This window comes from Mucilaginibacter sp. P1_A3 (genome assembly GCF_056406855.1).
On sequence record NZ_JBFTZJ010000005.1, the window covers coordinates 453,549 to 477,168 of the forward strand.

The 23,620-nt window shown below is 40.1% G+C and carries 19 protein-coding genes; 5 read left to right on the top strand and 14 right to left on the bottom strand.

Translation table 11 applies throughout. From position 1 onward, the window contains the following. Positions 1-140 precede the first annotated feature (140 nt). From AC1D0K_RS13210 to AC1D0K_RS13225, 4 genes are all read right to left on the bottom strand, one after another. Positions 141-1,610, bottom strand: a complete 1,470-nt coding sequence (locus AC1D0K_RS13210; RefSeq protein ID WP_477441879.1) for a rubredoxin — start codon at positions 1,608-1,610, stop codon at positions 141-143. Next, entirely contained in the window at positions 1,603-5,121 is a 3,519-nt protein-coding gene (locus AC1D0K_RS13215) for a molybdopterin-dependent oxidoreductase (protein WP_477393640.1), read from the bottom strand. The genes AC1D0K_RS13210 and AC1D0K_RS13215 overlap by 8 nt, the downstream gene beginning before the upstream one ends. A gap of 146 nt (positions 5,122-5,267) precedes the next feature. Then, the gene (locus tag AC1D0K_RS13220) at positions 5,268-6,557 is read right to left on the bottom strand and encodes an MFS transporter (protein ID WP_477393642.1); all 1,290 of its coding nucleotides are present in this window, start codon (positions 6,555-6,557) and stop codon (positions 5,268-5,270) included. A gap of 88 nt (positions 6,558-6,645) precedes the next feature. Further along, on the bottom strand, positions 6,646-8,187 hold the full coding sequence (locus AC1D0K_RS13225) for an alginate export family protein (RefSeq protein WP_477393644.1): 1,542 nt from the start codon (positions 8,185-8,187) through the stop codon (positions 6,646-6,648). A 439-nt stretch (positions 8,188-8,626) separates the two neighbouring features. Here AC1D0K_RS13225 and AC1D0K_RS13230 point away from each other — a divergent pair, with 439 nt between their 5' ends. Continuing rightward, positions 8,627-9,322 (top strand): Crp/Fnr family transcriptional regulator, encoded by a 696-nt coding sequence (locus tag AC1D0K_RS13230; protein ID WP_477393646.1) that lies wholly within the window; start codon positions 8,627-8,629, stop codon positions 9,320-9,322. 1 nt (position 9,323) lies between these two features. On the opposite strand, the gene nirD is transcribed toward AC1D0K_RS13230, so the two are convergent. Continuing rightward, positions 9,324-9,674 carry a nitrite reductase small subunit NirD gene (nirD, locus tag AC1D0K_RS13235; protein WP_295711250.1) on the bottom strand — a complete coding sequence of 117 codons (351 nt, stop codon included), beginning with the start codon at positions 9,672-9,674 and terminating at the stop codon, positions 9,324-9,326. An 84-nt stretch (positions 9,675-9,758) separates the two neighbouring features. Then, the gene (gene nirB / locus AC1D0K_RS13240; RefSeq protein WP_477393649.1) at positions 9,759-12,254 is read right to left on the bottom strand and encodes a nitrite reductase large subunit NirB; all 2,496 of its coding nucleotides are present in this window, start codon (positions 12,252-12,254) and stop codon (positions 9,759-9,761) included. 286 nt (positions 12,255-12,540) lie between these two features. Between nirB and cobA the strand changes: the two genes are divergently transcribed. Further along, positions 12,541-13,269 (top strand): uroporphyrinogen-III C-methyltransferase, encoded by a 729-nt coding sequence (gene cobA, locus AC1D0K_RS13245; RefSeq protein WP_477441884.1) that lies wholly within the window; start codon positions 12,541-12,543, stop codon positions 13,267-13,269. 9 nt (positions 13,270-13,278) lie between these two features. Continuing rightward, positions 13,279-13,632: a DUF7009 family protein gene (locus AC1D0K_RS13250; protein ID WP_477399847.1), complete on the top strand. Its 354-nt coding sequence runs from the start codon at positions 13,279-13,281 to the stop codon at positions 13,630-13,632. Between the two features lie 26 nt (positions 13,633-13,658). Here AC1D0K_RS13250 and AC1D0K_RS13255 read toward each other — a convergent pair whose 3' ends face one another. From AC1D0K_RS13255 to AC1D0K_RS13280, 6 genes are all read right to left on the bottom strand, one after another. Continuing rightward, complete coding sequence (locus tag AC1D0K_RS13255) at positions 13,659-14,072, bottom strand: nuclear transport factor 2 family protein (RefSeq protein ID WP_477399845.1); 414 nt, start codon at positions 14,070-14,072, stop codon at positions 13,659-13,661. Between the two features lie 82 nt (positions 14,073-14,154). Next, the gene (locus AC1D0K_RS13260) at positions 14,155-14,937 is read right to left on the bottom strand and encodes a DUF4350 domain-containing protein (RefSeq protein ID WP_477399843.1); all 783 of its coding nucleotides are present in this window, start codon (positions 14,935-14,937) and stop codon (positions 14,155-14,157) included. Between the two features lie 186 nt (positions 14,938-15,123). Next, positions 15,124-16,167: a LacI family DNA-binding transcriptional regulator gene (locus AC1D0K_RS13265; protein ID WP_477441888.1), complete on the bottom strand. Its 1,044-nt coding sequence runs from the start codon at positions 16,165-16,167 to the stop codon at positions 15,124-15,126. Positions 16,168-16,281: 114 nt separating this feature from the next. Continuing rightward, a complete protein-coding gene (locus AC1D0K_RS13270; RefSeq protein ID WP_477399706.1) occupies positions 16,282-17,097 on the bottom strand; it encodes an SDR family oxidoreductase in 816 nt (271 codons plus the stop codon). A gap of 22 nt (positions 17,098-17,119) precedes the next feature. After that, complete coding sequence (gene kduI / locus AC1D0K_RS13275; protein ID WP_477399704.1) at positions 17,120-17,950, bottom strand: 5-dehydro-4-deoxy-D-glucuronate isomerase; 831 nt, start codon at positions 17,948-17,950, stop codon at positions 17,120-17,122. A gap of 410 nt (positions 17,951-18,360) precedes the next feature. Continuing rightward, positions 18,361-19,383, bottom strand: a complete 1,023-nt coding sequence (locus tag AC1D0K_RS13280; RefSeq protein ID WP_477399702.1) for an acyltransferase family protein — start codon at positions 19,381-19,383, stop codon at positions 18,361-18,363. Positions 19,384-20,181: 798 nt separating this feature from the next. Between AC1D0K_RS13280 and AC1D0K_RS13285 the strand changes: the two genes are divergently transcribed. Then, the gene (locus tag AC1D0K_RS13285; RefSeq protein ID WP_477441890.1) at positions 20,182-20,982 is read left to right on the top strand and encodes a hypothetical protein; all 801 of its coding nucleotides are present in this window, start codon (positions 20,182-20,184) and stop codon (positions 20,980-20,982) included. A gap of 598 nt (positions 20,983-21,580) precedes the next feature. Here the strand turns inward: AC1D0K_RS13285 and AC1D0K_RS13290 are convergent. Continuing rightward, a complete protein-coding gene (locus tag AC1D0K_RS13290; protein WP_295713906.1) occupies positions 21,581-22,009 on the bottom strand; it encodes an SRPBCC family protein in 429 nt (142 codons plus the stop codon). Between the two features lie 254 nt (positions 22,010-22,263). Beyond that, positions 22,264-22,743 (bottom strand): Dps family protein, encoded by a 480-nt coding sequence (locus tag AC1D0K_RS13295; RefSeq protein ID WP_295713909.1) that lies wholly within the window; start codon positions 22,741-22,743, stop codon positions 22,264-22,266. Between the two features lie 94 nt (positions 22,744-22,837). Between AC1D0K_RS13295 and AC1D0K_RS13300 the strand changes: the two genes are divergently transcribed. Then, on the top strand, positions 22,838-23,602 hold the full coding sequence (locus tag AC1D0K_RS13300) for a DUF4905 domain-containing protein (RefSeq protein ID WP_477395146.1): 765 nt from the start codon (positions 22,838-22,840) through the stop codon (positions 23,600-23,602). Positions 23,603-23,620: the final 18 nt, after the last annotated feature.

Here is a 23,620-nt window from a genome sequence, read left to right on the forward strand (position 1 = left end):
CTATTCGCAGACTATACAGGGCGAAGAAGCATGGCGAATAATAGATGCTTCACTCCGTTCAGCATGACAAAGGGCTTTTTTTTCCAATAAGGAATAGGTAGAAACGAAGCAATGACGGTCTTTTATTTTTGCAAACCCCTCTAAGATTTTACCAGGTATTTATCTCCTGCCACTTCCTTAAAATCATCTTTACCTGCTCCACAAGTGGGGCATTCATAGCCATTTAAAGCGGCAAATGGTGTACCCGGCAAAATACCGCCTTGTTCATCGCCATAGGTTTCATCATAAATGGTAAAGCAGTTGATGCACTGATAAACATGTTTTTGGCTAACGGGCTCTGTATCCTCTTTAATAATAGTTACAGGCGCCTGGCGCACGGTACTTTGTAATTCATAAAATGCATCACAAAGAGCTATCAGATGGCCGCTCAAATCTGCCTTTGCTACCCCTTGTTTATAAACCACAAATTCACGGGTATTATGGTTAAAATCACGGGTGTGCACAATCTCAAATTTATCAGGCTTACGTTCACGAATCACGATGGAAGCATAGATACCTGATTGTAGCGTTCTTTTGATGGCAAAGCTTAAGCGGTAAGTACGTAAATCAGCCTCCTCAAATTCGCGAACCAACTGTTGCTTAAGATCCAGGCATTGGTTGCATAGGTCTTCTACCTGCCAGTTTAGCTCATTTGATGCATGCCTGATATTAACCCGGTATTTATTTAACAGGTTTCCCCATAAAGGCCGGTGCTTGGCCTCAATATTTTTTATCAATAATGATTTCCACGGACTGATGTAAAGCTGCCCTACCCTGGTTTGCATACACAGGTTGCAGATCTCTTTTAAAAACTCAATATCAAATAACTCATTGCGCCTGTATACGCCCAACCAATATTTGTTCCCTTGTTTATTAAAGCCTTCGTAATAAGGCAACTGAAATTCGGGTATCTGCAATGGCTGCTCTATTTGCTGAATAACAAACTGGTTGCCGGGGGTAACAAGCTGATGCAGCAAATCGGGGTTAACCTCTGCCTGGTTATAAAACAATTGTTTATTGGCAAAGATCACGTCCTGAATAACTTTGCTTATTGCCGGGATATCATCAGAATAAACCAACACGGGCCAGCAATATAGTATGTTAGTTTTTGGAAACCTTACATACAAATACCAATAATTACTTACCGGCGATGAGATAAAATTAAGATTCCCGGTAAAAAACGGAACAAAGGTTTGGTTGCTATCAACCAAATTAATTTTAAGTAATGGCTGATGATCAAACAGGTCGAAAATATCTTTATAAACCCCTTCTTTAAGCCAGTTTTCCTGGTTAAAAATACCATCGGCGATGTATGAGCTGGTAATATTGGGGTTAATATCGGCATCAATTTCATAGTCGATACCAGCGCCCAGCATATCAAATTCCAGGTCTTCTAAATGTTCGGCATCGGTTTCAAAATAAAGCTGCTGCCGGTTACCAAAACGAATGTGTTTTGCACCAGCGTTTTGCGCTATGATAAGTATCTCGTAAAAATCGCCTGCAGATGCTACCCCTCCCGGTAAGTTTATCTTGATCAATTGCCTGCCTTTATCTTTCAAATTTTTAAGCATTCATTAATTGTTGCTTTAAAACTTCATCCATCAAACGTTTAACCTCTGGCTTGCATGAACCGCAGCCTGTTCCAGCTCCTGTTGATGAACAAACATCGGCCAATTGGGTACAACCCGAAGCTACCTTGTTGCGGATATTATCGGCACCCACATTATTGCAGCTGCACACCAGCTTACCCAACACAGGCTGGGCGGTTTTGCCGCTGCGCAATAGCTTAAGGCGCTTATCGCTTAGCTCTGTTTTGTTGGCTATCAACTCCTTAAATTCCTGGAACTCGCCCTTATCTCCTATCAAAATAGTACCTACCAGCCTGTCCTGGTGAATGATGCATTTTTTATAATAACGTTTGGCTTTGTCAATAAATACGATCTCTTCGTAGTCCTTATCATCAGGGCATTCTGACAGACCGATACTGCACAAATCAAACCCATGAATTTTGATGATGTTCATGAACAGGCTGCCTTTATAATAGCTGGCAATATCGCCGTTCATATAACCGGCCACTACCGCGGCCTGTTGCTCGGCAGCGGCGGTTATTCCATATAGTGTTCCGTTAAACTCCGCAATTTCACCTATAGCATATATGGATGGATCGCTGGTGAGCAGCCGCTCGTTCACGATAACGCCGCGTTTGCAATCCAATCCACTCTCTTTGGCAATTTCAAGGTTGGGGGTTGTACCTATTGCCAGGATCATGGCATCGCAATCAATTTTGCGGCCACTTTTTAAGCCGATACCGGTTAATTTAGACCGGCCATAAAACAGCTGTACCTCGTCGTCATAAAAAATATCGCAACCCTGATCGGCCATCTCCTCGTGCAACAATCTGCTGCCCAACTCATCAAGCTGCCGGTTCAAAAACCTTGATGTACGCTGAATAATGGTGATGGTGATGCCCATTTCGCGCAGGGAGGCAGCCATTTCCAGGCCCAATAAGCCTCCACCAACAATAACAACATGCCCATTCTTGGGCAGATGTTTTTTAAAGTTATCGGCATCATTACGGCTGCGCATACTAAAAATACCCTGTAACGCAGGTACGTTTTTAGGTATGGCCGCCCTGCTGCCGGTGGCAAGCAGCAAAACATCATAATAAGTTTTTACACCCCGGCTATCCAGTACATATTTATTAGCGCGGTCAATTTTCTCGATACTAACACCGCGGAGTAATCTTATTTTAAATTCGGGTTCCTCCTCATCAGTCATTTTCACCAGCTGTTCCCAACTTTGTTCGCCGCTGATGTAATCGGGCAGCATTACACGGTTATAAAATGGGTGGTCCTCTTTGCTAAAAATGGTGATTTCATCATCCTTGTTCAGCTCGCGGTATGATCTTACAAAGCCGTGCGCCCCTGCCCCTGCACCAACAACTACGATGCGCTGAAATGGCTTTTTATATTTTTGAACGCTTACCGCGCAGTATTTAAAATCCGGTTCTTTTGATATGGGGTCAAGTATATCATTGGTAACATTGTTAACCCGGTGCATATCATTATTCAAAATTTTACCCCAATGCATCGGCATAAAAACAACACCCTGTTTTATTGCTGTTGACATTTTGGCCTTTACCCTTACCTCTCCTCTGCGGGATGTAATGATGGTAACATCGCCCTCCTGTATGTTCAGTTTAACCGCATCAAGTGGATTTATCTCCATGAAAGATTCCTTAATATGCTGGTTAAGCTTATTTACCTTACCTGTTTTGCTCATGGTATGCCACTGATCGCGAATGCGGCCGGTAGTCAGGATAAATGGATAATCATCATTAGGCATTTCGCTGGTAAGCTTATCAGGCACAGCGCTGATCAATGCATTGCCACTTTCAGTATAAAACTGCTTATCAGTAAATAAACGGGGGGTACCAATGCTTATATTCCTCTTTTTATATGGCCATTGTACAGATCCCTGTTGCTTGATGATATCATAGCTTAGTCCGCTGATATCAATATTGGTTTTGGTTGTGAGTTTAGCATGCTCGGCATAAATTTCGGCAGCGTTTTTAAAGTCGAAGCCCTTATAACCCATTTTTTTGGCAAAGCGGCAAATGATCTCGCTATCGGCGATAGCCTCGCCGGGAGGGTCTAACACTTTATTCAGATAGCTAATGCGCCTTTCAGAATTGGTCATGGTGCCTTCCTTTTCGGCCCAGGCAGCGGCAGGGAGTATAACATCGGCGTAAGCCAAAGTTTCGGGCTTATTGCTGATCTCCTGCACTACCACAAACTTTGCTTTTTTTAGCGCTTCCTCGGCCAAACGTACATTGGGTAAACTGGTTAGCGGGTTGGTACACATGATCCAGATGGCTTTTAAGCGGCCATCGTTCAATGCCTCAAACATTTCGGTAGCGGTTAGGCCAGGCTTTGCGGCAATTTCTGTTCCGCCCCAAAACTTTTGTACCTCTGCCCGGTGCAGCGGATTTGCCAAATTGCGATGGGCCGGCAGCAGGTTGGCTAAACCACCAACTTCGCGCCCGCCCATAGCATTTGGCTGCCCAGTTAATGATAGCGGGCCCGAGCCCGGCTTACCAATATGACCGGTTATTAAATTGAGGTTTATAAGGCTCAAATTTTTGTTTACCCCGATAGAACTTTGGTTAAGCCCCATTGTCCACATAGAAATAAATCCCTTTGCTTCGCCGATGTATTTGGCGGCAAGGCAAATATCACTTTCGCTCACACCACATATCAGGGCCGATTCGGCCAGGGTGCGTTCAAATACTATTTTACTGTATTGTTCAAAACCATCGGCATGGTGGGTTACAAAATCAATATCAATATCGCCATTTTCTATCAATACCCTGCCAATGGCATGGTTAAGGGTGATATCGGTACCGGGGTTTATTTGCAGATGCAAATCGGCAATGCTGCAGGTATCTGTAGCCCGCGGGTCAACCACAATGATCTTTACATCAGGGTTTGCCGCTTTGTGAGCCTCAACCCTCCGCCATAAAATAGGATGGCACCAGGCCGGGTTGGCTCCGGTAACATAAAAGCAATCTGCCAGTTCAATATCGTCGTAGCAAAGCGGCACGCTGTCTTCTCCCAGCGCTATCTTGTACGCCGCTACTGCGCTACTCATGCAAAGGCGCGAATTGGTATCAATATTATTACTGCCGATGAAACCCTTCATCAGCTTGTTTACTACGTAATATTCCTCGGTAAGGCATTGCCCCGATGCATAAAACGCCACCGAGTCTGGCCCGTATTTATTGATAAAAGTTTTAAAAACGGCTGCTGTACGCTCCAATGCATCATCCCAGCTTACCCTTTGCATGGGCATACTTTTGTTGTAACGCATCTGTGGGTACAGCAACCTGTCTGTTTTATCATTTGCCGTGTAGTGCAGGTTTAATCCTTTGCTGCACAGCATCCCCTTGTTTACCGGGTAATTTTTATCACCTTCAAGGGTAATACTTCCATTTTTCTCTTTATTTATAACAACGCCGCAGCCCACCCCGCAATAACAGCAGGTACTTTTGTAGGCATTAACAGATCGTTTGTTTATTGACATCTTTTTATAGCTAAAAGCTTAAGGCCTAAGGCCAAAAGCTTTATTTGAGCTGAAAGCTAAAAGCCTTCTTAAATTCTATTTTTATTTGAAGCTTAAACTAAAATCTTTGAGCTTTTCGCCTTTAGCTTTTAGCCTTTTAGCTTGCACTATGCTACCGCGATCATTGGTTCTTCGGCCTCTTCTAAAACCGGTTGTTTTTGGAAACGCGTTAATAATACAATTACCGATACCACCATAACCATAATGCCGATATAGGTAAATGCCTGTACATAAGTAATGGTAGATGATTTGAATAAAAAGCCAAACATCATACCGCCAAGGTTACCACCCGCGCCAACTATGCCGCTTACCATACCAACATTTTTACTGTTGATGAACGGTACAATACCATAAGTAGCACCATTTGACATTTTAAGGAAAAGCGCGAATGAAAGCATAGAAATAATAGCAGCAGTAAGGTTGCCAGAGCTGGCAAACAGAATAAGCCCTGCACCTTCTAATAGCAATACGCCGGCAAGCAACAAACCTTTGCCGCCCATCCCGAATTTGCCGCCAACTTTATCTGATACAATACCACCTAAAGCACGGGCAAAAATGTTCATGAACCCAAAAATACCGGCCCAAAAACCCGCCGAACTTTGCGACAGATGAAATGTATCTACAAAGTGTAGTGAGGCCACGTTATCAAAAGTGATTTCCATGCCAAAGCACATCGCATAAGCAAGGGTCAGTGCCCAAACGCGCCAGTCGCTCAATATGGACCAATCTGTTTTGGTAGAGTTGGTTTTAGAATAGCCTACTTCATCGTAGTTTCCATTGGGGGTATCCTTGGTATATTTCCAGTATAAAAAGGCAATAACCAGCATCATTACACCTGGAAATATCATTGCATAGCGCCATGCTTCGGCTTTGGTATAGCCAAAACCTACTATCGCCGCAAAAATCAATGGCATCACCATATTGGTAACACCTCCGCCCAAATTGCCCCAGCCACCGGTTACCGCGTTTGCCGTACCTTTTATATTAGGAGCAAACATCATAGAGGTATGAAACTGCGTGATTACGAACGATGCCCCAATTACACCAATTGCTAACCTGAATAACAAAAATGAGGTATAATCATGCGCCAGGCCTACAAAAAACACAGGTAATGAGCCTACCAGCAATAGCCTGATGGCCGTTTTGCGCGGGCCCCATGTATCGCAAAGTTTACCTATAATTAAGCGTGCTATAATGGTAGCCGCTACAGATGCTATGATGGTATTACCTACCTGTCCTTTGCTTAGGTGCAATTCTGCACGGATGGTAGGCATCAGTGGCGCCAGGCCAAACCAACCGAAAAAGCACACAAAAAACATGAGCCATGTGGTGTGGAAGGTGCGCATTTGTACACCTTTTAATGAAAATATATTGAGTTTGGTAAGTTGTTTTTCCATGATCGTTTTAAATAAAAGCAGGGGTTACTAATAAATTAATGGTCAATATTTGCTTTCGGCATTGTGCCTTCGGCTTTTAGCTCACAGGTTACTTATTCAAAAATTCGGGTTTAATATTCAATTGCAAATAAGCCCAAACCGGGTGAAGCCTGGAGCTTCCGGGTGTTAAAGCCTTGGCATATTCCATACTGCTTGTTGCAGCCATGTATGACAGGCCCAGATCAACAGCGGTAAACTTGTTAAGCTTATAGCTGTTGGTTAAATCAAACTCGGTACCCAGGTATTTGCCAATAGCCTGGCCCGTTGCATTCTTTTGATCTTTAGCCAGCAGAAAATAATGATTGGCCAGTTCGGTACTGAAACGTTTGTTATCAGATGCGTACTTTATTTTTAAATAAGGATTGCTTAAGCCGCCTGTAGGTGAACCACTGCCCGCATAAAAATAATCCATAGATCCCCAAAACTTGTGCGGCGTTCCATATAATGGATCAAACCGGTGATTGGTTTTTGAAGTTGATAAAGCATCATTGCCCGATAAATAATCCCAGCCAGCGGTATAACTAAGATTGCTGCCTTTATATAATAAAGCTATAGTATAGGTATAAGCACTAAGGTCAAGGCCATCTTTATCATGGCCGCCCTGGTAGTAAAAACCACCGTTTATACCCCATTGATCTTTATCGCCAAATACCGGGTTTACCAGTAAGCCGGTAGTATATCGTGTGTTTACGCCTGCCTGGTTAAAGCGGCGGCCGTAAATGTAACCTTCGTCTGTGCCAGATACATTTTTAACCGAATCGAGCTTATACTTGCCAAATTGGTCTGCCAAAAACAGACCTGATATTTTTGTTTTGTTGATTTTTTTGGCAACATATAAATATTCAAGCGACTTATAATTTTGATTTAAGCCGTTGGTTCCCGGTGGGTTTAAAAATGATGGGCTTCCTGTTTTTGAGCTGATACCAGCGGCATTAAGCAGCGGGATAAGTCCGGCCGGGGTATTTGCCAAATTGCCTTTGCTATCCTTTACTGTAGCAGGCACATTTGCCGGAGTGTAATAGGTACCATTATAATTTATAGCATCTGAACTTTGATTAAAAGCTAAGCCAAGATCTAACTGCCATCCCGATTGCAGCAGTTTAAAAACAAGAGCATCGTGCCGGCGGCCTTGCTGTAACCAGTCTAATCCTCCCAACAGGCGTTCATCGTCATAAACAAGCTCCTGGCGACCTGCCTTAATTGCGAAATAATCAAATGGGGATGATTTGAAAGAAGTATCTTTTTTGTTGGATAAGATAAGCTCGGCCCAAGCCTCATGTAATCCTAAACGATTACCATCGTTTATAGTAATGGTTGATGCATCCTGCCCCCAAAGCCTTACATCCTGTACAGATGCCTGAAAAATAAGCCGGCTGCTTTTATAATTAAAGGTAAGCCTCGTTCGTTGTGAAACAAAGGCGGCATTTTTGTTACCTATTGGCTCTAAAGTTCCATAACCATCACGTAATTCGCCCCTTGTTTTTAACTGTCCTGTAATGGATAGCTGTGCAGAGGCATTGTATGAAATAAAACATGATATAATTAATAGAATTTTGCCGATAGTGTGTTGATTACATACATTTTTGTACATTTGAATTGGTTTTTTATTTGTTAAAGCGATTAAAAACTGTTTAACCCTGCCTGGGAATGCGACCTCCCGGCAGGGCTTTTTTTATATATTTTTTATTTTCATCATAGGCACAAGTTTTTTTTTAATAACTAAGCATTTAATTAGCATAAATATATCTTATTTAATGAATAAATACAAATAACAACACTTTAAAGTTAATTTTTATGATTAAAATCATGTAAATATGCTTTTTTTATGAAAAATTTAAATTTTATCAACTTAAAAAATGCCAAAATGCGCTTTTGATAATTTTTAAATCAACATAAAATGATTTATTCTAAATTAAATCGATATAAAATCAATATTTTTCAAAAAAAATCTACTTAAATCTTAAAAAAATCACAACAAACACAATTCACATCGTTATTTTTAATAAAATCAACAGATATTTACGCAGCAAATGAAAAAAAATACCCCATGTGATAATCAAACTTGTTTTTTATGCAAAAGCTGCATTAAAGAATGGCTACCCGCCGTTGCAGCTAACAAAAAAAACCTTAGCGTAAAAAAGGGACAAGTTATTTTTAATGAAGGCGATCCGGTTAAAGGGATATACTTTGTATACGAGGGAATTGTAAAGGTCCATAAAAAATGGGGCGCCGATAAAGAACTCATTATTCGCTTTGCCAATAAGGGAGCCATATTTGGGCACAGGGCATTAGGCAAAAAAGCCACCCATTACCCTATTTCGGCAACAGCACTTGAAGCAGGAGTTATATGCTATATGGATATGGATTTTTTTGAGGCCACCCTGAAGGTTAACCCTAATTTCACTTATCAGCTTATGTTGTTTTTTGCTGATGAACTGCAGGAGGCAGAAAAGAAGATGCGCAACCTGGCACATATGCCCGTTAAAGGCCGCGTTGCTCACGCTTTAATATCACTAAAAAATCAGTTTGGTATTAATCCCGACGGGCACATTGGTATTGAATTAACCCGCCAGGACCTGGCTTCATTTACAGGAGCAACCTACGAAACCGTTTTTAGAGTAGTAAACGAAATGATACAGGAAAGCATCATTACCACCAATAGCAAAAAAATAATTATTATTGATGAAGAAAAATTATTTGCATTAACCCAGGATACTAACCTGTAACTTAGGCAATACCTACAAAAACTTTACCATCAGCCACTTTTACAGGATAGGTTTTAATAACAAGCTCCTCCTCACCCAAACATTCGCCCGTAAGTAAAGAAAATGCCTTTTTATGAAACGGGCAAGCTACCTTTGGCTCGCAGCTTTCTCCGGCGCTACCTATCATTCCCCGCGAAATAGCCATTTGCTGTTTATGCGGACAAAGATTTTGGGTAGCATACCATTCGCCCCTGCGGGTAAAATTAAAAATAGCTATCTGCTCCTCGCCGTGCTTTACGCATGATCCACCATTTTCGGGCACATCATCTACATAACAGGCCATAATCCATTGTGTTGCTATTGTTGTTTCCATTGTGTTATATTTTTATCAGCTCAACACGCCTTTTTAAAACATGCCCGCTTTTTTTTTTTGACTTTTGACTTTTAACTTAAAAACCTACCATTCTTTAGCCCGTACCTGCTCGCGCATTGGTTCAAACTGCGCATGCGGATCTTTTTCTTCGGGGGCATTTATGAAGTGAGCAAAACGCTTACGCATTCCCGGACTTTCAATAACTTCTTTCCACTCACAGTGATAAGTATCTACAAGGGCCTGCATTTCTTCTTCCAATTGCCCGGCCAAACCAAGACTATCATTTACAATTACATTTTTCAGATAGCTCATACCGCCATCCAGCTTATTTAACCAGGTTGCGGTGCGCGTTAACTGATCGGCAGTTTTAATGTAAAACATCAGGAATCTATCCAGGTATTTAATACAAGTTGCACTATCAATATCAGTAGCCAGCAATTGCGCGTGCTGTGGCTTTGAACCACCGTTACCGCATACATATAAATTCCAGCCTTTTTCTGTAGCTATAATTCCAAAATCCTTTGATTGCGCCTCGGCACACTCCCGCACACAACCACTTACACCGCCTTTAAGCTTATGCGGGGCGCGAATCCCTTTATACCTGTCTTCTATCTCAATTGCAAAAGTTACACTATCATGTAAACCAAATCTGCACCAGGTGCTACCTACACAGCTTTTTACTGTACGCAGCGCTTTACCATAAGCATGCCCGCTCTCAAAACCAGCATCTATCAGCTCCTCCCATATTAAAGGCAGATCACTCAAATGCGCGCCGAACATATCTATACGTTGCCCGCCGGTTATTTTTGTATACAGGCCATATTTTTTGGCCACCTGGCCTATCACGATCAGTTTATCCGGCGTTATCTCCCCGCCTGGTATACGCGGCACTACCGAGTATGTACCACCCTTTTGAATATTAGCTAAAAACCTATCGTTACTATCCTGAATAACTTCCTGTTTAACAATTACATCATTCCACAGACTTGACATGATGCTGGCTACAACCGGCTTACAAACCTCGCAACCATCACCTTTGCCATAATGATCAAGCACCAGGTCGTAATTTTTCAGTCCGTTTATTTTTACCAGATCAAATAACTCCTGGCGCGAGTAATCAAAATGCTCACAGATCACATTTTTAACATACTGGCCATTTGCTTTCATGGTGCCAGCAATCAAATCTTTCACCATTGGCACGCAGCCACCGCAACCCGTCCCGGCCTTGGTGCATTTTTTCATGCCATCTATACCGGTTACGCCACCTTCACTTACCGCCGAGCAGATTGCCGATTTGGTTACCGCCTCGCACGAACAAATAAGCGCGTCATCGGGCAAACTCATTACACCCGCACCCTCACTGGCAGCTCCACCTCTTGAACCCAGGATAAGGTCTTCAGGATCTGGCGGAAGAACAATTTTATTATTTACCGTTTGCAGCAGCATATTGTAAGCATCAGCATCGCCGATTAATATACCGCCCAATAAATTTTTACCATCGTTGGTAATGTTTATCCTTTTATAAATACCCTTATGGGTATCCTCAAACAAAATAGTGCGACAATCAGGCTCGGTTATAAATGCATCGCCAAAACTGGCCACATCAACACCTATAAGCTTTAACTTGGTACTCATATCGTACCCGTAGAATGATTTATCAGCCTCGGTTAAATGAGCGGCCACAATATCAGCCATCTCATAACCGGGCGCAACCAAACCATATATCATTCCATCATACAAAGCACATTCGCCAATAGCATAAATACTTTCATCGCTGGTTTGCATTTTCTCGTTCACAACAATACCACCACGGGTACCTACATGCAAGCCAGCAAGCTTTGCCAATTCATCGCGCGGACGGATACCGGCAGAGATCACCAGCATATCAACCGGAAGTTGACTATCATCATTAAAGCGAAGCGACTCGATCTTTTTTTCACCAACAATAGCAGCTGTACTTTTATTTAAGTGAATTTGCACCCCCAGTTGACTCAGCTTCAACTGCAGCATATTGCTACCGGCCGAATCTATCTGCCTCGGCATTAATCGCGGAGCAAATTCTATAACATGCGTTTCGGCAATACCAAGATCTATCAAAGCCTTGGCCGCTTCTAACCCAAGCAACCCGCCGCCCATCACTGCACCACACTTTGCGTTGGCAGCACAGGCCTTTATCAATTCCAGATCCTCAATGGTACGATAAACAAATACACCTTCTTTTTCAATCCCCGGAATATCGGGCACAAAAGCCGATGAACCGGTAGCTAAAACCAGGTAATCATATCTCAGCGTTACGCCTTTTAAGGAGTGGATAGTTTTTTGGGAACGATTGATTTCCTGAATAGGATCATCAAGATGAAGCGCGATACCATTATCGGCATACCACGATAAAGTGGAGAGCGACAGATCATCGGCGGTTTTACCATTAAAATACTCGCTCAGATGCACCCTGTCATAAGCATGGCGGGGCTCTTCACCAAAAACAATTATTTGGAACTGGGTTGATCTGGCTAAAAGTTTCTCGCAAAACTTATAACCTACCATACCGTTGCCAACAACAATAATGGTTGGTTTTGACATATCGAAATTTTTTAAATGTTAAAGCAATTTTCAAACTAAATACACTCAACTGCGACCCTGATTGCATTTCATTACAATTATAACTCAAAAAAACATCAAATAAAATTTAAATTCATTTTTTTATTAAATAAATCATGTTTATTGGCATTATAATTCATAATTTAGTGCTATTGATATAATATAAATCAATATTTAACCTTAAATTATTAATGATTTTACAATTTAAGCAAAAATCATTAAAACAAAACGGATAAATAGTTGATTTTTTAACATCAAAATTGAAAATATGCAAAATAAAATACAAATTCCGGAATTATTTGTGATTGGAGCAGGCCCAGGAGACCCAGAATTGATAACAATGAAGGCATATAAGGCACTTCAACAAGCAAATGTTATATTATATGATAACCTTGCCAATAAAGAGTTGCTGGATATAAGCAGGGAGGATTGCGAAAAAGTATATGTTGGCAAACAACCCTATGGCGATTATACCCCCCAGGAAACCATTCACGAACTGATAAAACATTATGCATTTACCAAAGGCAGCGTAGTAAGATTAAAAGGCGGCGATCCATTTATATTCGGGCGCGGGTTTGAGGAGATCATTTACGCCCGCCAACATGGCATTACTACACATTATATACCAGGCATTACCAGTATGCAGGCATCCGGCCTGGAAGATATTCCTTTAACCCACCGCCTGGTAAGTGAAAGTGTATGGATGGTTACGGGCACTAAAAAGGATGGACGGCTATCTGCCGATCTTGCCTGCGCCATGCAAAGTAATGCCACTGTAGTTATATATATGGGCATGAAAAAACTGGCAGAAATTGCGCTTACTTATGTAACTGCGGGCAAGGGCGATACGCCGGCGGCTATTATACAACATGCTTCGCTGTCAAAACAAAAATCGGCAAAGGGAATGGCTAAGGACCTTGTGGCAATTGCCGCAGAACACCAACTTACCTACCCGGCCATCATCATTATTGGCGATGTGGTTAACATTAAAAACTAAGAAAAAGGTATGAAGATCAGGATAAAAGGAAATTCCCTGCGGTACAGGCTTACCAAAACCGATGTTGAACAATTTAACAGGAATGGCTATATTGAAGAAACAACCACTTTTGGCACACAACTATTTAAATATGCATTGCAACGCTCCAATGCAGAAGTTTTAACTGCGAGCTTTAATAATAACACTATTACCATGTACATGCCGGCAACTATGGCCATCCAATGGACAAGCACCGACCGCGTAGGATATGAAAGCAACATCAATTCCTTATACCTACTGATTGAGAAAGATTTTAAATGCCTGGATAATGTAGCCGAAGACCAGAGCGACAATTACCCAAACCCTTTGGCCTTTAAAGGCTAAAACCGCTATTTAGAATAGTAAACAGATCAGGGAAGTTTAACCGCCTGCCGGGCCAATAATTGCCATCCGGATTTATTTTTTACCCATACCAGCAATATTCCAATTTTAACCTTGCCGGGGCCTTTACCGGCATCGTTGGTAGTTGCCGACAAAACATGCCTCACAATGGCCGTATTACCTGACAGGGTGATTTTTTGTTCAGACAGATCAATGGTAACAAAATCCGACGCCCCACTGGCTATACTATGTATAAACTCCGCTTTGCTTTGCAGTACGCCACTCGAATGACCATAGCTCAGGCCATCTGCTGTTAACTTATCAAGCGCCAGGCTATCAGCATCAACCATTGCTTTACGCAAACTCTCTACCACTACGGCAACCTCATCAACTGATTTTTTCGACTGGGCTTTTACCAGTTGTGGCTTTACGCTGTTTATCATAATCAAGCAAAACAAAAATTTAATTCCCGAACTAATTTTCATGGCCTTATAAATTGGTTAATAAAATTTTTAAACCGATGTGCTATTCTTTCTTACCTGCCGGAACCTGCTTTAAAAGCCATGCCGATATATCGTTTGCTGCCTTGTCGTTTTCGTACCCAACTGGTAAACGCCCGTTTGTATATTCATTATAAAGCCAGGGATCGCCAATGGCTAAAACTGTTCCCTTACCATACTTTGCCATAGCAATTAATGCAAATGAATTTTTACTTAAAACAGCCTTCGCCCGTCCTTGTAACGTAATTGAACAAACATCTTTCATAAATATCTGGTTGGCGGTTTTAAAAACAGGGTTCCCCCTGGTTTCAATGGCGCCATCTGCAAAATGACTATCATCAATAACATGATTTTGCAGATCGTTATTAAAATGCATACCAAATTTTGCTGCCAGCAGGTTAAAATGAGGTAACTCCACATTGGCGCTGTCATTAGCCAGCATTACCAGCACACCGCCGCTTTTCACCCATAAAGCTACAGCGTCCGCATCCGTTTCGGTTATATAATTAGGGTTTGGATTTTCCTTTTTGGTATCAGGATCAACAATTATATATATGGCAGTTCCCTTTAAATTAGCCCGGGTGGGTGCCGAAGTAAGTGAATCTAAGGTCGCACCACATTTCTTAAAGGCATCTCCCCATATGGAATAGCCGGTATTTTCTTTTTCATCCCACAGGTAATGAAATCGCTGCGATTTCCCGGCAACTTTATGCACCTCATGATTATAATAATAATCTAATTTAACAACCTGTGATTTTGCTTCATATACCGCCGAACAGAGCAGCAAAATGAATATTAATCTTTTCACAAACATCCTGTAATCCATCATAATAAAAAAAAGCGTTAACCCCTGTTGTTGATTAATAACTGGTCATCAAATGTATTGCCGAATGCCGTTTTTTACACCATCAGGCCAAAAAATATTTACTACATCGATGGAGTAAAAAATTACGAGTATGAGGTAGTAAAAGAATATCAAAGTTAAAAGCAACACCTATGAGTGTTGAGTAATTGGACTTGACGAATTGCGTATAAAAACCTGGGTGGGCAATATTACAGTTTCGAACTCGGTGACAGTTCTCTTGCTTTCAATCAGGCTAATCAGCATTTCTGTCGCTTTTTTACCCATTTGAAAACCAGGTTGGTAAACCGTACTTAATGAGGGGCTTAATACATCAGCCAGTTGTGTATTGGTAAAGCCAAGCAAGGCAATATCTTCGGGGATTTTAAAACCTAATTTATGCAGCAGCAGCAGGGTTGTGGTGGTAATCCTGTCCGAAGCGGTAAAAATAGCATCGGGACGATTTGGCGACAATAAAAGCTCATTAAGCGCTTTTTCTATTTCATCAAGATCCTTACCGCCGTGAAGGCAATATTTTATATATCGTTCATCGGGAGCAATGTTATTCTCTTCGAGCGCCAGCAGGTAACCCTTTAATCTTTCGGCGGTGATAGATACGTTTACAGAACTTGTAATGTGCGCGATTTTCCGGTATCCGGCATTTATCAATGCGATGGTAGCTTCATAGGCTCCCTGAAAATTATCCGCAATTACTTTGTGGGTTTCAATTTCATCACTTACCCTATCAAAAAAAACAATGGGCAGGCCTTTTTCGTGCAGTTTTTTAAGATGATCAACGTTATTTGTTTCTGTGGATAAGGATATCAGCAACCCATCAATTGAGCGGTAGATTAAATGATTTACATTTAACATCTCCAGATCATAGGATTCATGGGTTTGCGTGATAAATACATTGTAGCCTTTGCTATGCGCAATAAATTCTATTCCGTTAATAACCTGGGAAAAAAAATGATTATCAATGGTAGATACTACAATTCCTAAGGACTTACTGTTTCCCTGCTTTAAGCTTCGAGCCATTGGGTTAGGCTGATAATTGAGCCTTTTAGCGCATTCCAGAACCCGCTGTTTGGTCTTCTCCCCAATTTCATGACTATCCTTTAACGCTTTGGATACTGCCGAAGTGGAAATCCCCAATTCCTTAGCAATATCTTTTATAGTGACCGCCCCCAAATTCATACTTATGCTATTACTTAGCCTATGTTTACTATAGTTAACAAACTAATCTGTAGTAAACATAGGTAAATTAACGAAAATACAAATCCGGCATTGGCCAGGAATTAAACAAACTGATTAAACACCACCAAAAATAGAAAACCCGCCATCTACACAAATCATAGATCCGGTTACAAATTTGGATGCATCACTTAACAGCCACACCAGCGCGCCTATCAATTCATCAGGGTGACCGAAACGCTTGAATGGGGTTTGCTTTATCACCAGCTCCCCTCTGTCTGTATATCCACCCTCGGATTTTGTAAGCAGGTTCCGATTTTGCTCGGTGAGGAAAAAACCAGGGGCCAAAGCATTCATCCTGATGGCATCGCCATAACGGTTGGCTAATTCCACCGCGAACCATTGGTTATAACAATCAACTGCCGCTTTGCCAATATTATAGCCCAACACCTTGGTAATGGCACGCTTGGAATTCATAGAAGAAATGTTGACGATACTGCCCTTACCCGTTTGCGCAATGGCCTCGCCAAATACTTGTGTAGGGATGATAGTTCCCCAGGTATTTAGGTCCATCACGGTTTTCATACCGGCAATATTCATTTTAAAAATATCCTCATCGGGCTGTAAAACGCCTTGCGGCATGTTACCACCGGCTCCATTCACCAGTCCATCCAACCTGCCGAAAGTATCCAGTAGTTTAGTTTTAGCTGTTTGCAATTCCGCTTCGTTTAAAACATCAGCCACCAGCGCAACCGCTTTGCCGCCATTTTGGTTTATGGCAGCTGCACGCTCCTCGGCTATATCTGCATTTCTGCCTAATATGCCTACCGCGCCCCCTGCCTCTACAATACCGTTTATAAACGAATTACCTAATATGCCTGTACCGCCCGTAACCACAATTACTTTACCGGCCAATGAGAAATTATTTTCCAATGTATTATTCTTTTTTAATTGATTATCGGACATCTGGAATAGCAATGGGGTCCATATCGGTGTAATCTAGATTTTCGCCTGCCATTCCCCATATAAAGCTATAGCTTGCTGTTCCACTGCCGGCATGAATGCTCCAGGGCGGCGAAACCACAGCGTCGTAATTATTCATGGTGATATGACGGGTTTCCTGCCCCTCACCCATATAATGAAATATTTTTTGCCCCTGCGGCACATCAAAATAAAAATAGGCTTCCATACGGCGGTCATGTACATGGGGCGGCATGGTATTCCATACGCTGCCATCATGCAAAATGGTTAAACCCATTACCAGCTGGCAACTTTTTACACCCTCCAGGTGGATGTACTTATTGATAGTACGATGATTGGCCGTTGATGCCGAGCCCAGGGTAACCTTTACAGCATCGGCATGCGTTAACAGGGTTGTTGGATACTGCGCATGCGCCGGGGCCGAAAGCATATAGAACACGGCTGGCTCTTCGGCGTTTTTACTGGCGAAATGCACACTTTTTGTACCCTTGCCAATATACAGACAATCCAGTTTTTTAACGTCGAAAGATTGCCCGTCAGCTATAATAACGCCATCACCGGCAACGTTGATAATACCTATTTCCCGGCGTTCCAAAAAATATTCAGCCCTAAGGTTGGGGTAATTTGGCAACAGGACTTCTGTATTCACCGGGTTGGCAAAACCAACAATCATCCTATCGTAATGGGTATAAGTGCAATTAATATCGCCGGGCTGCACCTGGTTTTCTATTAAAAAACGGCTTCGTATAGTTGCTGTATCGTAGCGTTTAAAATCCTCCGGATGTACACTGTGTAATACTTTCAAGGTTATATATTTTAGTTTAAATCTTTGCAATTCTACAACCCAAACCACGCATTTTAAAAAAATAGCGCGCTTATTTTTACTTCAACGTTGTAGTAAAAAAGCATATTTCAATGGGTTAAAGCTGCTAAAGTCGGTATAGAAAAATTCCTGGTGGTGAATTTAGGCAAAAAAAAACGGGACAAACGATCAAAATTTGATTGACTTGTTCAATAGTCATTATTCATTTTCAAAATCACAAAAAGTCCATTTTTAAAGTGATTTTTTTGTTTATCATGACTGTGTTCAATGTCAGAGTGCCACTTTACTAATAAACCTGATGTCGTGAGTTCGAATTCCGCCACCTTTTATAATTAATGATGCCGGGGACATCGACTGACTCATTTAAATCGCAATTCAATAATTAATCTAACTTAAAAAAATATCTTTTTTATTCTGTTCCTCACAGGTACTTCAATATATGTACTTATTAAAGTGGCAAGTATTATAATTAATGCAAGCGTTATAAACGCGCTGAGCAGAAATCTTAAATGCAATTTAAACATAAGCAAAGGTATAATTACATATAATGACAGGTATTGATGTATTAAATACAGCGGATATGAAATTTTCCCAAAAAAACCACTAATTCGTGTTACAATAAATTTAAGCTTATTGAGTACAAAAAGTGTAAATAAGGTGGTATATATTACCAGCATTGCAGTATACTCAAATCTTGACGTATACCCTTTATTCCGGATAAAATCATGTAATATAATCTGGCATCCCAGTAATACAGCTATAAAAAATAGATTTTTTTTCAAATAGATTTCATTAATATATATTTTATAAAACAATATACCCAGTATAAATAATGGCCAGTAAGGTAAAATAGGCATGTAGTATAATACACAAGCTAATAAACTACCTGTTGCTAACTTTACAAAAAGAACTATCAATACTGATACAATTAAACCGATGGTTTTTATTTTATTTAAAAAGTTAGCCTTGTACAGGCAGAACATAATAATGTAAAAGTTCATTTCTACAATCATTGTCCAATATGGATCATCCAGATCAGGTACATGAAAGTAGTGCTGAAACATAGTCATGTTGATTAGATATTGATTTATATTAACCAGGTGCAGATCATGGAATGATAAATAACAATTCAATATAATTAAACAAAAAGTAAGCGTTACTACTAACCAGTATGTAGGATACAACCTACTTAGCCTGTTTATGATAAATTCACGCCCGCTTTTTACATATTGAAGGGTCATGAAAATAACAAAACCACTTATCATAAAAAAAAGTTCAACACCGGTATTACCTAATCGAAGAAAATTAGAGAAGTAGGGCAGAAACCTATTCATCGAAAAGTGGAACAATACTACCATAATGGCTGCAATACCCCGGAAAGTATCTAACTCATGAACCCTGATTTTTTTCTTCAAAATGTTAGATTTTAGCCTATTTTTACCTTAACTAATAAATATTGATTGATGAACACTGAACCTGATAGGCTATCAACTAATTTTTTTAAATTTTTTACTATTCTAATAATTATAATCGGGTTAGCATTAGCATCATATCAATTTTTTTTAAACAGGAGCCTTTGGAATGATGAGGCCACCTTATCATTAAACATTATTCACCGTTCGCCATCAGGTTTATTAAAGCCGTTGGACTACCAACAGGTAGCCCCAATTCTATTTCTGCAAATAGAATATTTTTGCTTCTATTTTATCTCGGATTCCACCTATGGGTTAAGATTATTTCTTTTGCTGATCTACTTCGCATCCATATATCTTTTTTACCAAATTCTAACTCTCCTTGTAAGAAACAATTTAGCGAGACTGCTGGCATTGGCTCTATTTGTTTTTAATTCTGTAATTATCTATTACTCAAGTGAGGTGAAGCAATATATGGCCGATGTTTTTGTTGGCTTATTACTTTATTTTTTCTTGTTAAAGCACTACAGGAACGAACAAAATAAATATATCATTTTAGGAATTATTGGCTCAACGGCTCTTTTTCTTTCCAATATTTCTCCTATTTTATTGTTCACAATATCTCTGTTTCTGATCATAACTTCGTACAAAAGAGAAGTTTTGCATTATTTGTTATTGGTGTTTTTTGCGTGGGGAATAAGCTTTGCACTTGATTATTATTTCTTCATTTTTAATCATCCCAGCAGAACTTATATGATTGGTTATTGGACCAACGAAAAAGCATTCATGCCACTAAATCCGATGAAAGGAGATTTTTATAAATTTCTGATCACTAAGTACCAGATGATCTTTTATTTTCTGTTCGGTTACGGATATTTCGGAAAAATATTTCTGCCATTGATTTTGATACTGGGTTTTGTAAAACTTTACTCTTCTCAAAAAAAAGAAAAGGCTTATATCCTCCTAATAATTCTGCCGACAATTGTTCAGCTTATATTATCAGCATTTAAACTTTATCCTTTTGAAAAACGATTAATTCTATATCAATTTCCTATTTTAATAATAGGTGTAGCGATAGGCATCGATTTTTTATTGGATCTTTCAAAAAACAAATTCGGTCTGGCCTCTGCCCGTATCAATAATACATTTGCTATAATTTTATCGGTTTATTTGGGATCATTCGTGTATTTTAATGGTTTTCCGATAATGCACACCGAAATAAAAGAAAGCCTGAAATATATTGAACACAGGGCAAAAAAAGATCAGGCCATTTATGTGTATGAAGATTTGGTACCTTCTTTTTGGTTTTACCACGATATAAACTACATTAAATTTAAAAATTACATCTCATACAATTCTTATAGTCCAAACCCAAATGATTATTTGAATAAAGTAACGCAGTTAAAAGGCAAAGTGTGGCTTTTACTTAGCAATGAAGGTACAAACGGATCGAAATTCATTATCAATAACTTAAATAAAGCAAATTGCACCAGATTGGATTCATTTAAATATGAGAATGCAAGTGCATATTTATATGATTTGAGCGCTTTAAAAAATCCCGTTCCGGATACTTCACGTAAAGCATTATTACTGCATGAGTAGTATCACTTTAATATAGAATACCGGAGGTCGCAGGTTCGAAACCAGCCGTGCTGACCCTAATCAGGTCAACAGAGCATAAAAAGCCTTTCATTTTACGATTTAAGATTTAATTAGCAGGTTAGCTTAGGCAGGGCACGGGCGAAAGGTTGGAATTAGGATTAGCTTGCATTAATACAAATTATAAAGCACCGTAAATAATCATCGCAGGGGAAGCCATAAATCAAGGCACTCAACAACAAGGTTACCAAAGCACACGAAAAACAAAAGATTGCCCCCAAAAACTACTGGTTTACTTAGTATTACTCACCCAATAACAGCAATTTAGGCAAAAAAAAACGGGACAAACAATCAAAATTTGATGTTGTCCCGTTTAAGTTTTCCCACATGGACTCGAACCACGATTGTCTGAACCAGAATCAGAAGTGCTACCATTACACCATAGGAAAATACATAATCAGCAGGATCTGGCATCCCGTTTCAAATGCAAATATAATACGTAATGCCTTATTTAACAAAAAATAGTTTGCATTACCCTATCCCAATTTATGCCTTTGATATCTCTCTGGTGTTTAGCACTCTGATAAAAACTCAGCTCTCATCACTTATTTGCTTCCGCATATTTTTTAAAGTTGTCAAGAATTGCCTGCCATCCTCCCCGTTGCATTTCTATGGGATTGGTAGTTTCGGGCTCAAATGATTCTACTACTCGGGTTGCATTATCCTGGCTAATAAAATCAATTTTCACTTTCCGGTCATCATCCATTGTGTATTCAATCAGGCTGTATTCCTTTACGTTGGTATAAACGCCTCCAAAATCAAAACTGAAACTACCATCTTTGGCAGCCATGGTGGTTTTAAATTTACCATCCTTGCGCAGGTCGTTTTCGGCATAAGGAGCATGCCAATCGTCAGATGCATTACACCATTTGGTAATGTGTTCTGGTTTTGCCCAAAATTCCCAAACTTTTTCAACAGGAGCGTTTACTATGCACTCCACTGTGATGGCTGTTTTATTTAACGTTTCCATTTTTCAATTTATTAAGATGATTTTCCTTTTGATAAAATTAGGGCATTTTTTCAAAGTATTAAAGTGCAAATGCGACATTTAGGGGGTGTAAATTACCATGGGGGGAAAACACATAAACATCCGTTATTGCGAGGTACGAAGCAATGACGCTCTGTTTATTTATCTATTTTTAACAGCTTCAATGATTTAATATTTAGCAACAAAAAAAGCCGCCTGTAAAAACAAGCGGCTTTCTTAATACAAGTGAATACTACTTAATCCTCGTTTACAAACGAGCGCAGCATCCAGGTATTTTTTTCGTTAAACTGCATAAAGCGGTTCACCATATCGTTGGTGCCATCGTCGCCTGCTTCGGCGGTAATGTCCAATATTTCTCTTTCTTTAGCAATTAAAGCAGCCAGGTCTTCAATAATGGCTTTCACCATCAAGGTGTCTTTTAAACCTATGGTTTGTATTTCTTTAATCTGTGATGTCGTGATATAATCTTTAAAAGTACTATAGGGAGGCTTACCTAATGACAGGATCCTTTCGGCCAGCTCATCAATAGTTAGTAAAGCCGCGGTGTACAGTTCCTCAAACTTTATGTGCAGGGTAAAAAAGCTTGGGCCTTTTACATTCCAATGGCAACCGCGCAGTTTCTGATAATGAATATGGTAGTTAGCCAACAGATCATTAAGATGGTCAACAACGGGTTTTACTTTTACTTCTTCTAAGCTTATTTCTTCAGCATTCATATTAATAGTGATTTAGTTTTTTAACACAGGCGTGGTAGCATTGTTTGGTAAAATTAAACAGTTTTGAATATAATAAATCATATTTGTAAACTTTATGACAAAGCTGCTACCATTCATACAACATCAATGTAAACACCCCATCTGGCGTATGGAAATTGATGAAATAAGCAACATTATATTCCTTGAAGTACGGAGCAGCGAGGATAAAAAAGTAAGTTTTACCTCGATAGATTTGGGCGATGGAAGCATCCACTTTACAGAGCTTAGCACGCCAGAACGCTGGCTCACCGGTATCGAGGCTGCTCATAATGGCGTGCTGCTCACCCACAATTACCAGTCAGAAAAAGGACCGGTACACAAAGGCCTGGTCAGCATTGATGGGGTTAGCGGGCAAACGCTTTGGAGTAATTACACTTTGGCCTTTGACCACCTCTCGGTAAACGGACCAGTAGTTTACAACGCACAAATTCAGCCTAAGAAATTATTTTTGGTTGATATAAAAACCGGATCAACATTAAGGGTTTATCAACCCGTTATTGATACACAATTGGATAACCATATTGTAATCGCCCAATTACTGCCTGCTTCGTTTTTAAAACACATTGCTTTGCCTGCAGAGCCTTACGGAAATACCGTGCACTACATGGAGCACAATAATTATAGAATTGTATCTTTGCACACATTTTTGGATGAACAACTGGAGCAGCATCTTTATATTTATAATGATGAAGATGTTATTGTTTATCACGATTTGTTGCAAACCAATATACAAAAATTGCAGCCGGAGGCGTTTGTATTGAATAAGAATAAACTGATCTACCTCAAAAACAGATCGGAATTAATTGTTTTAAATTTATAAAATACTGTATTATAACAT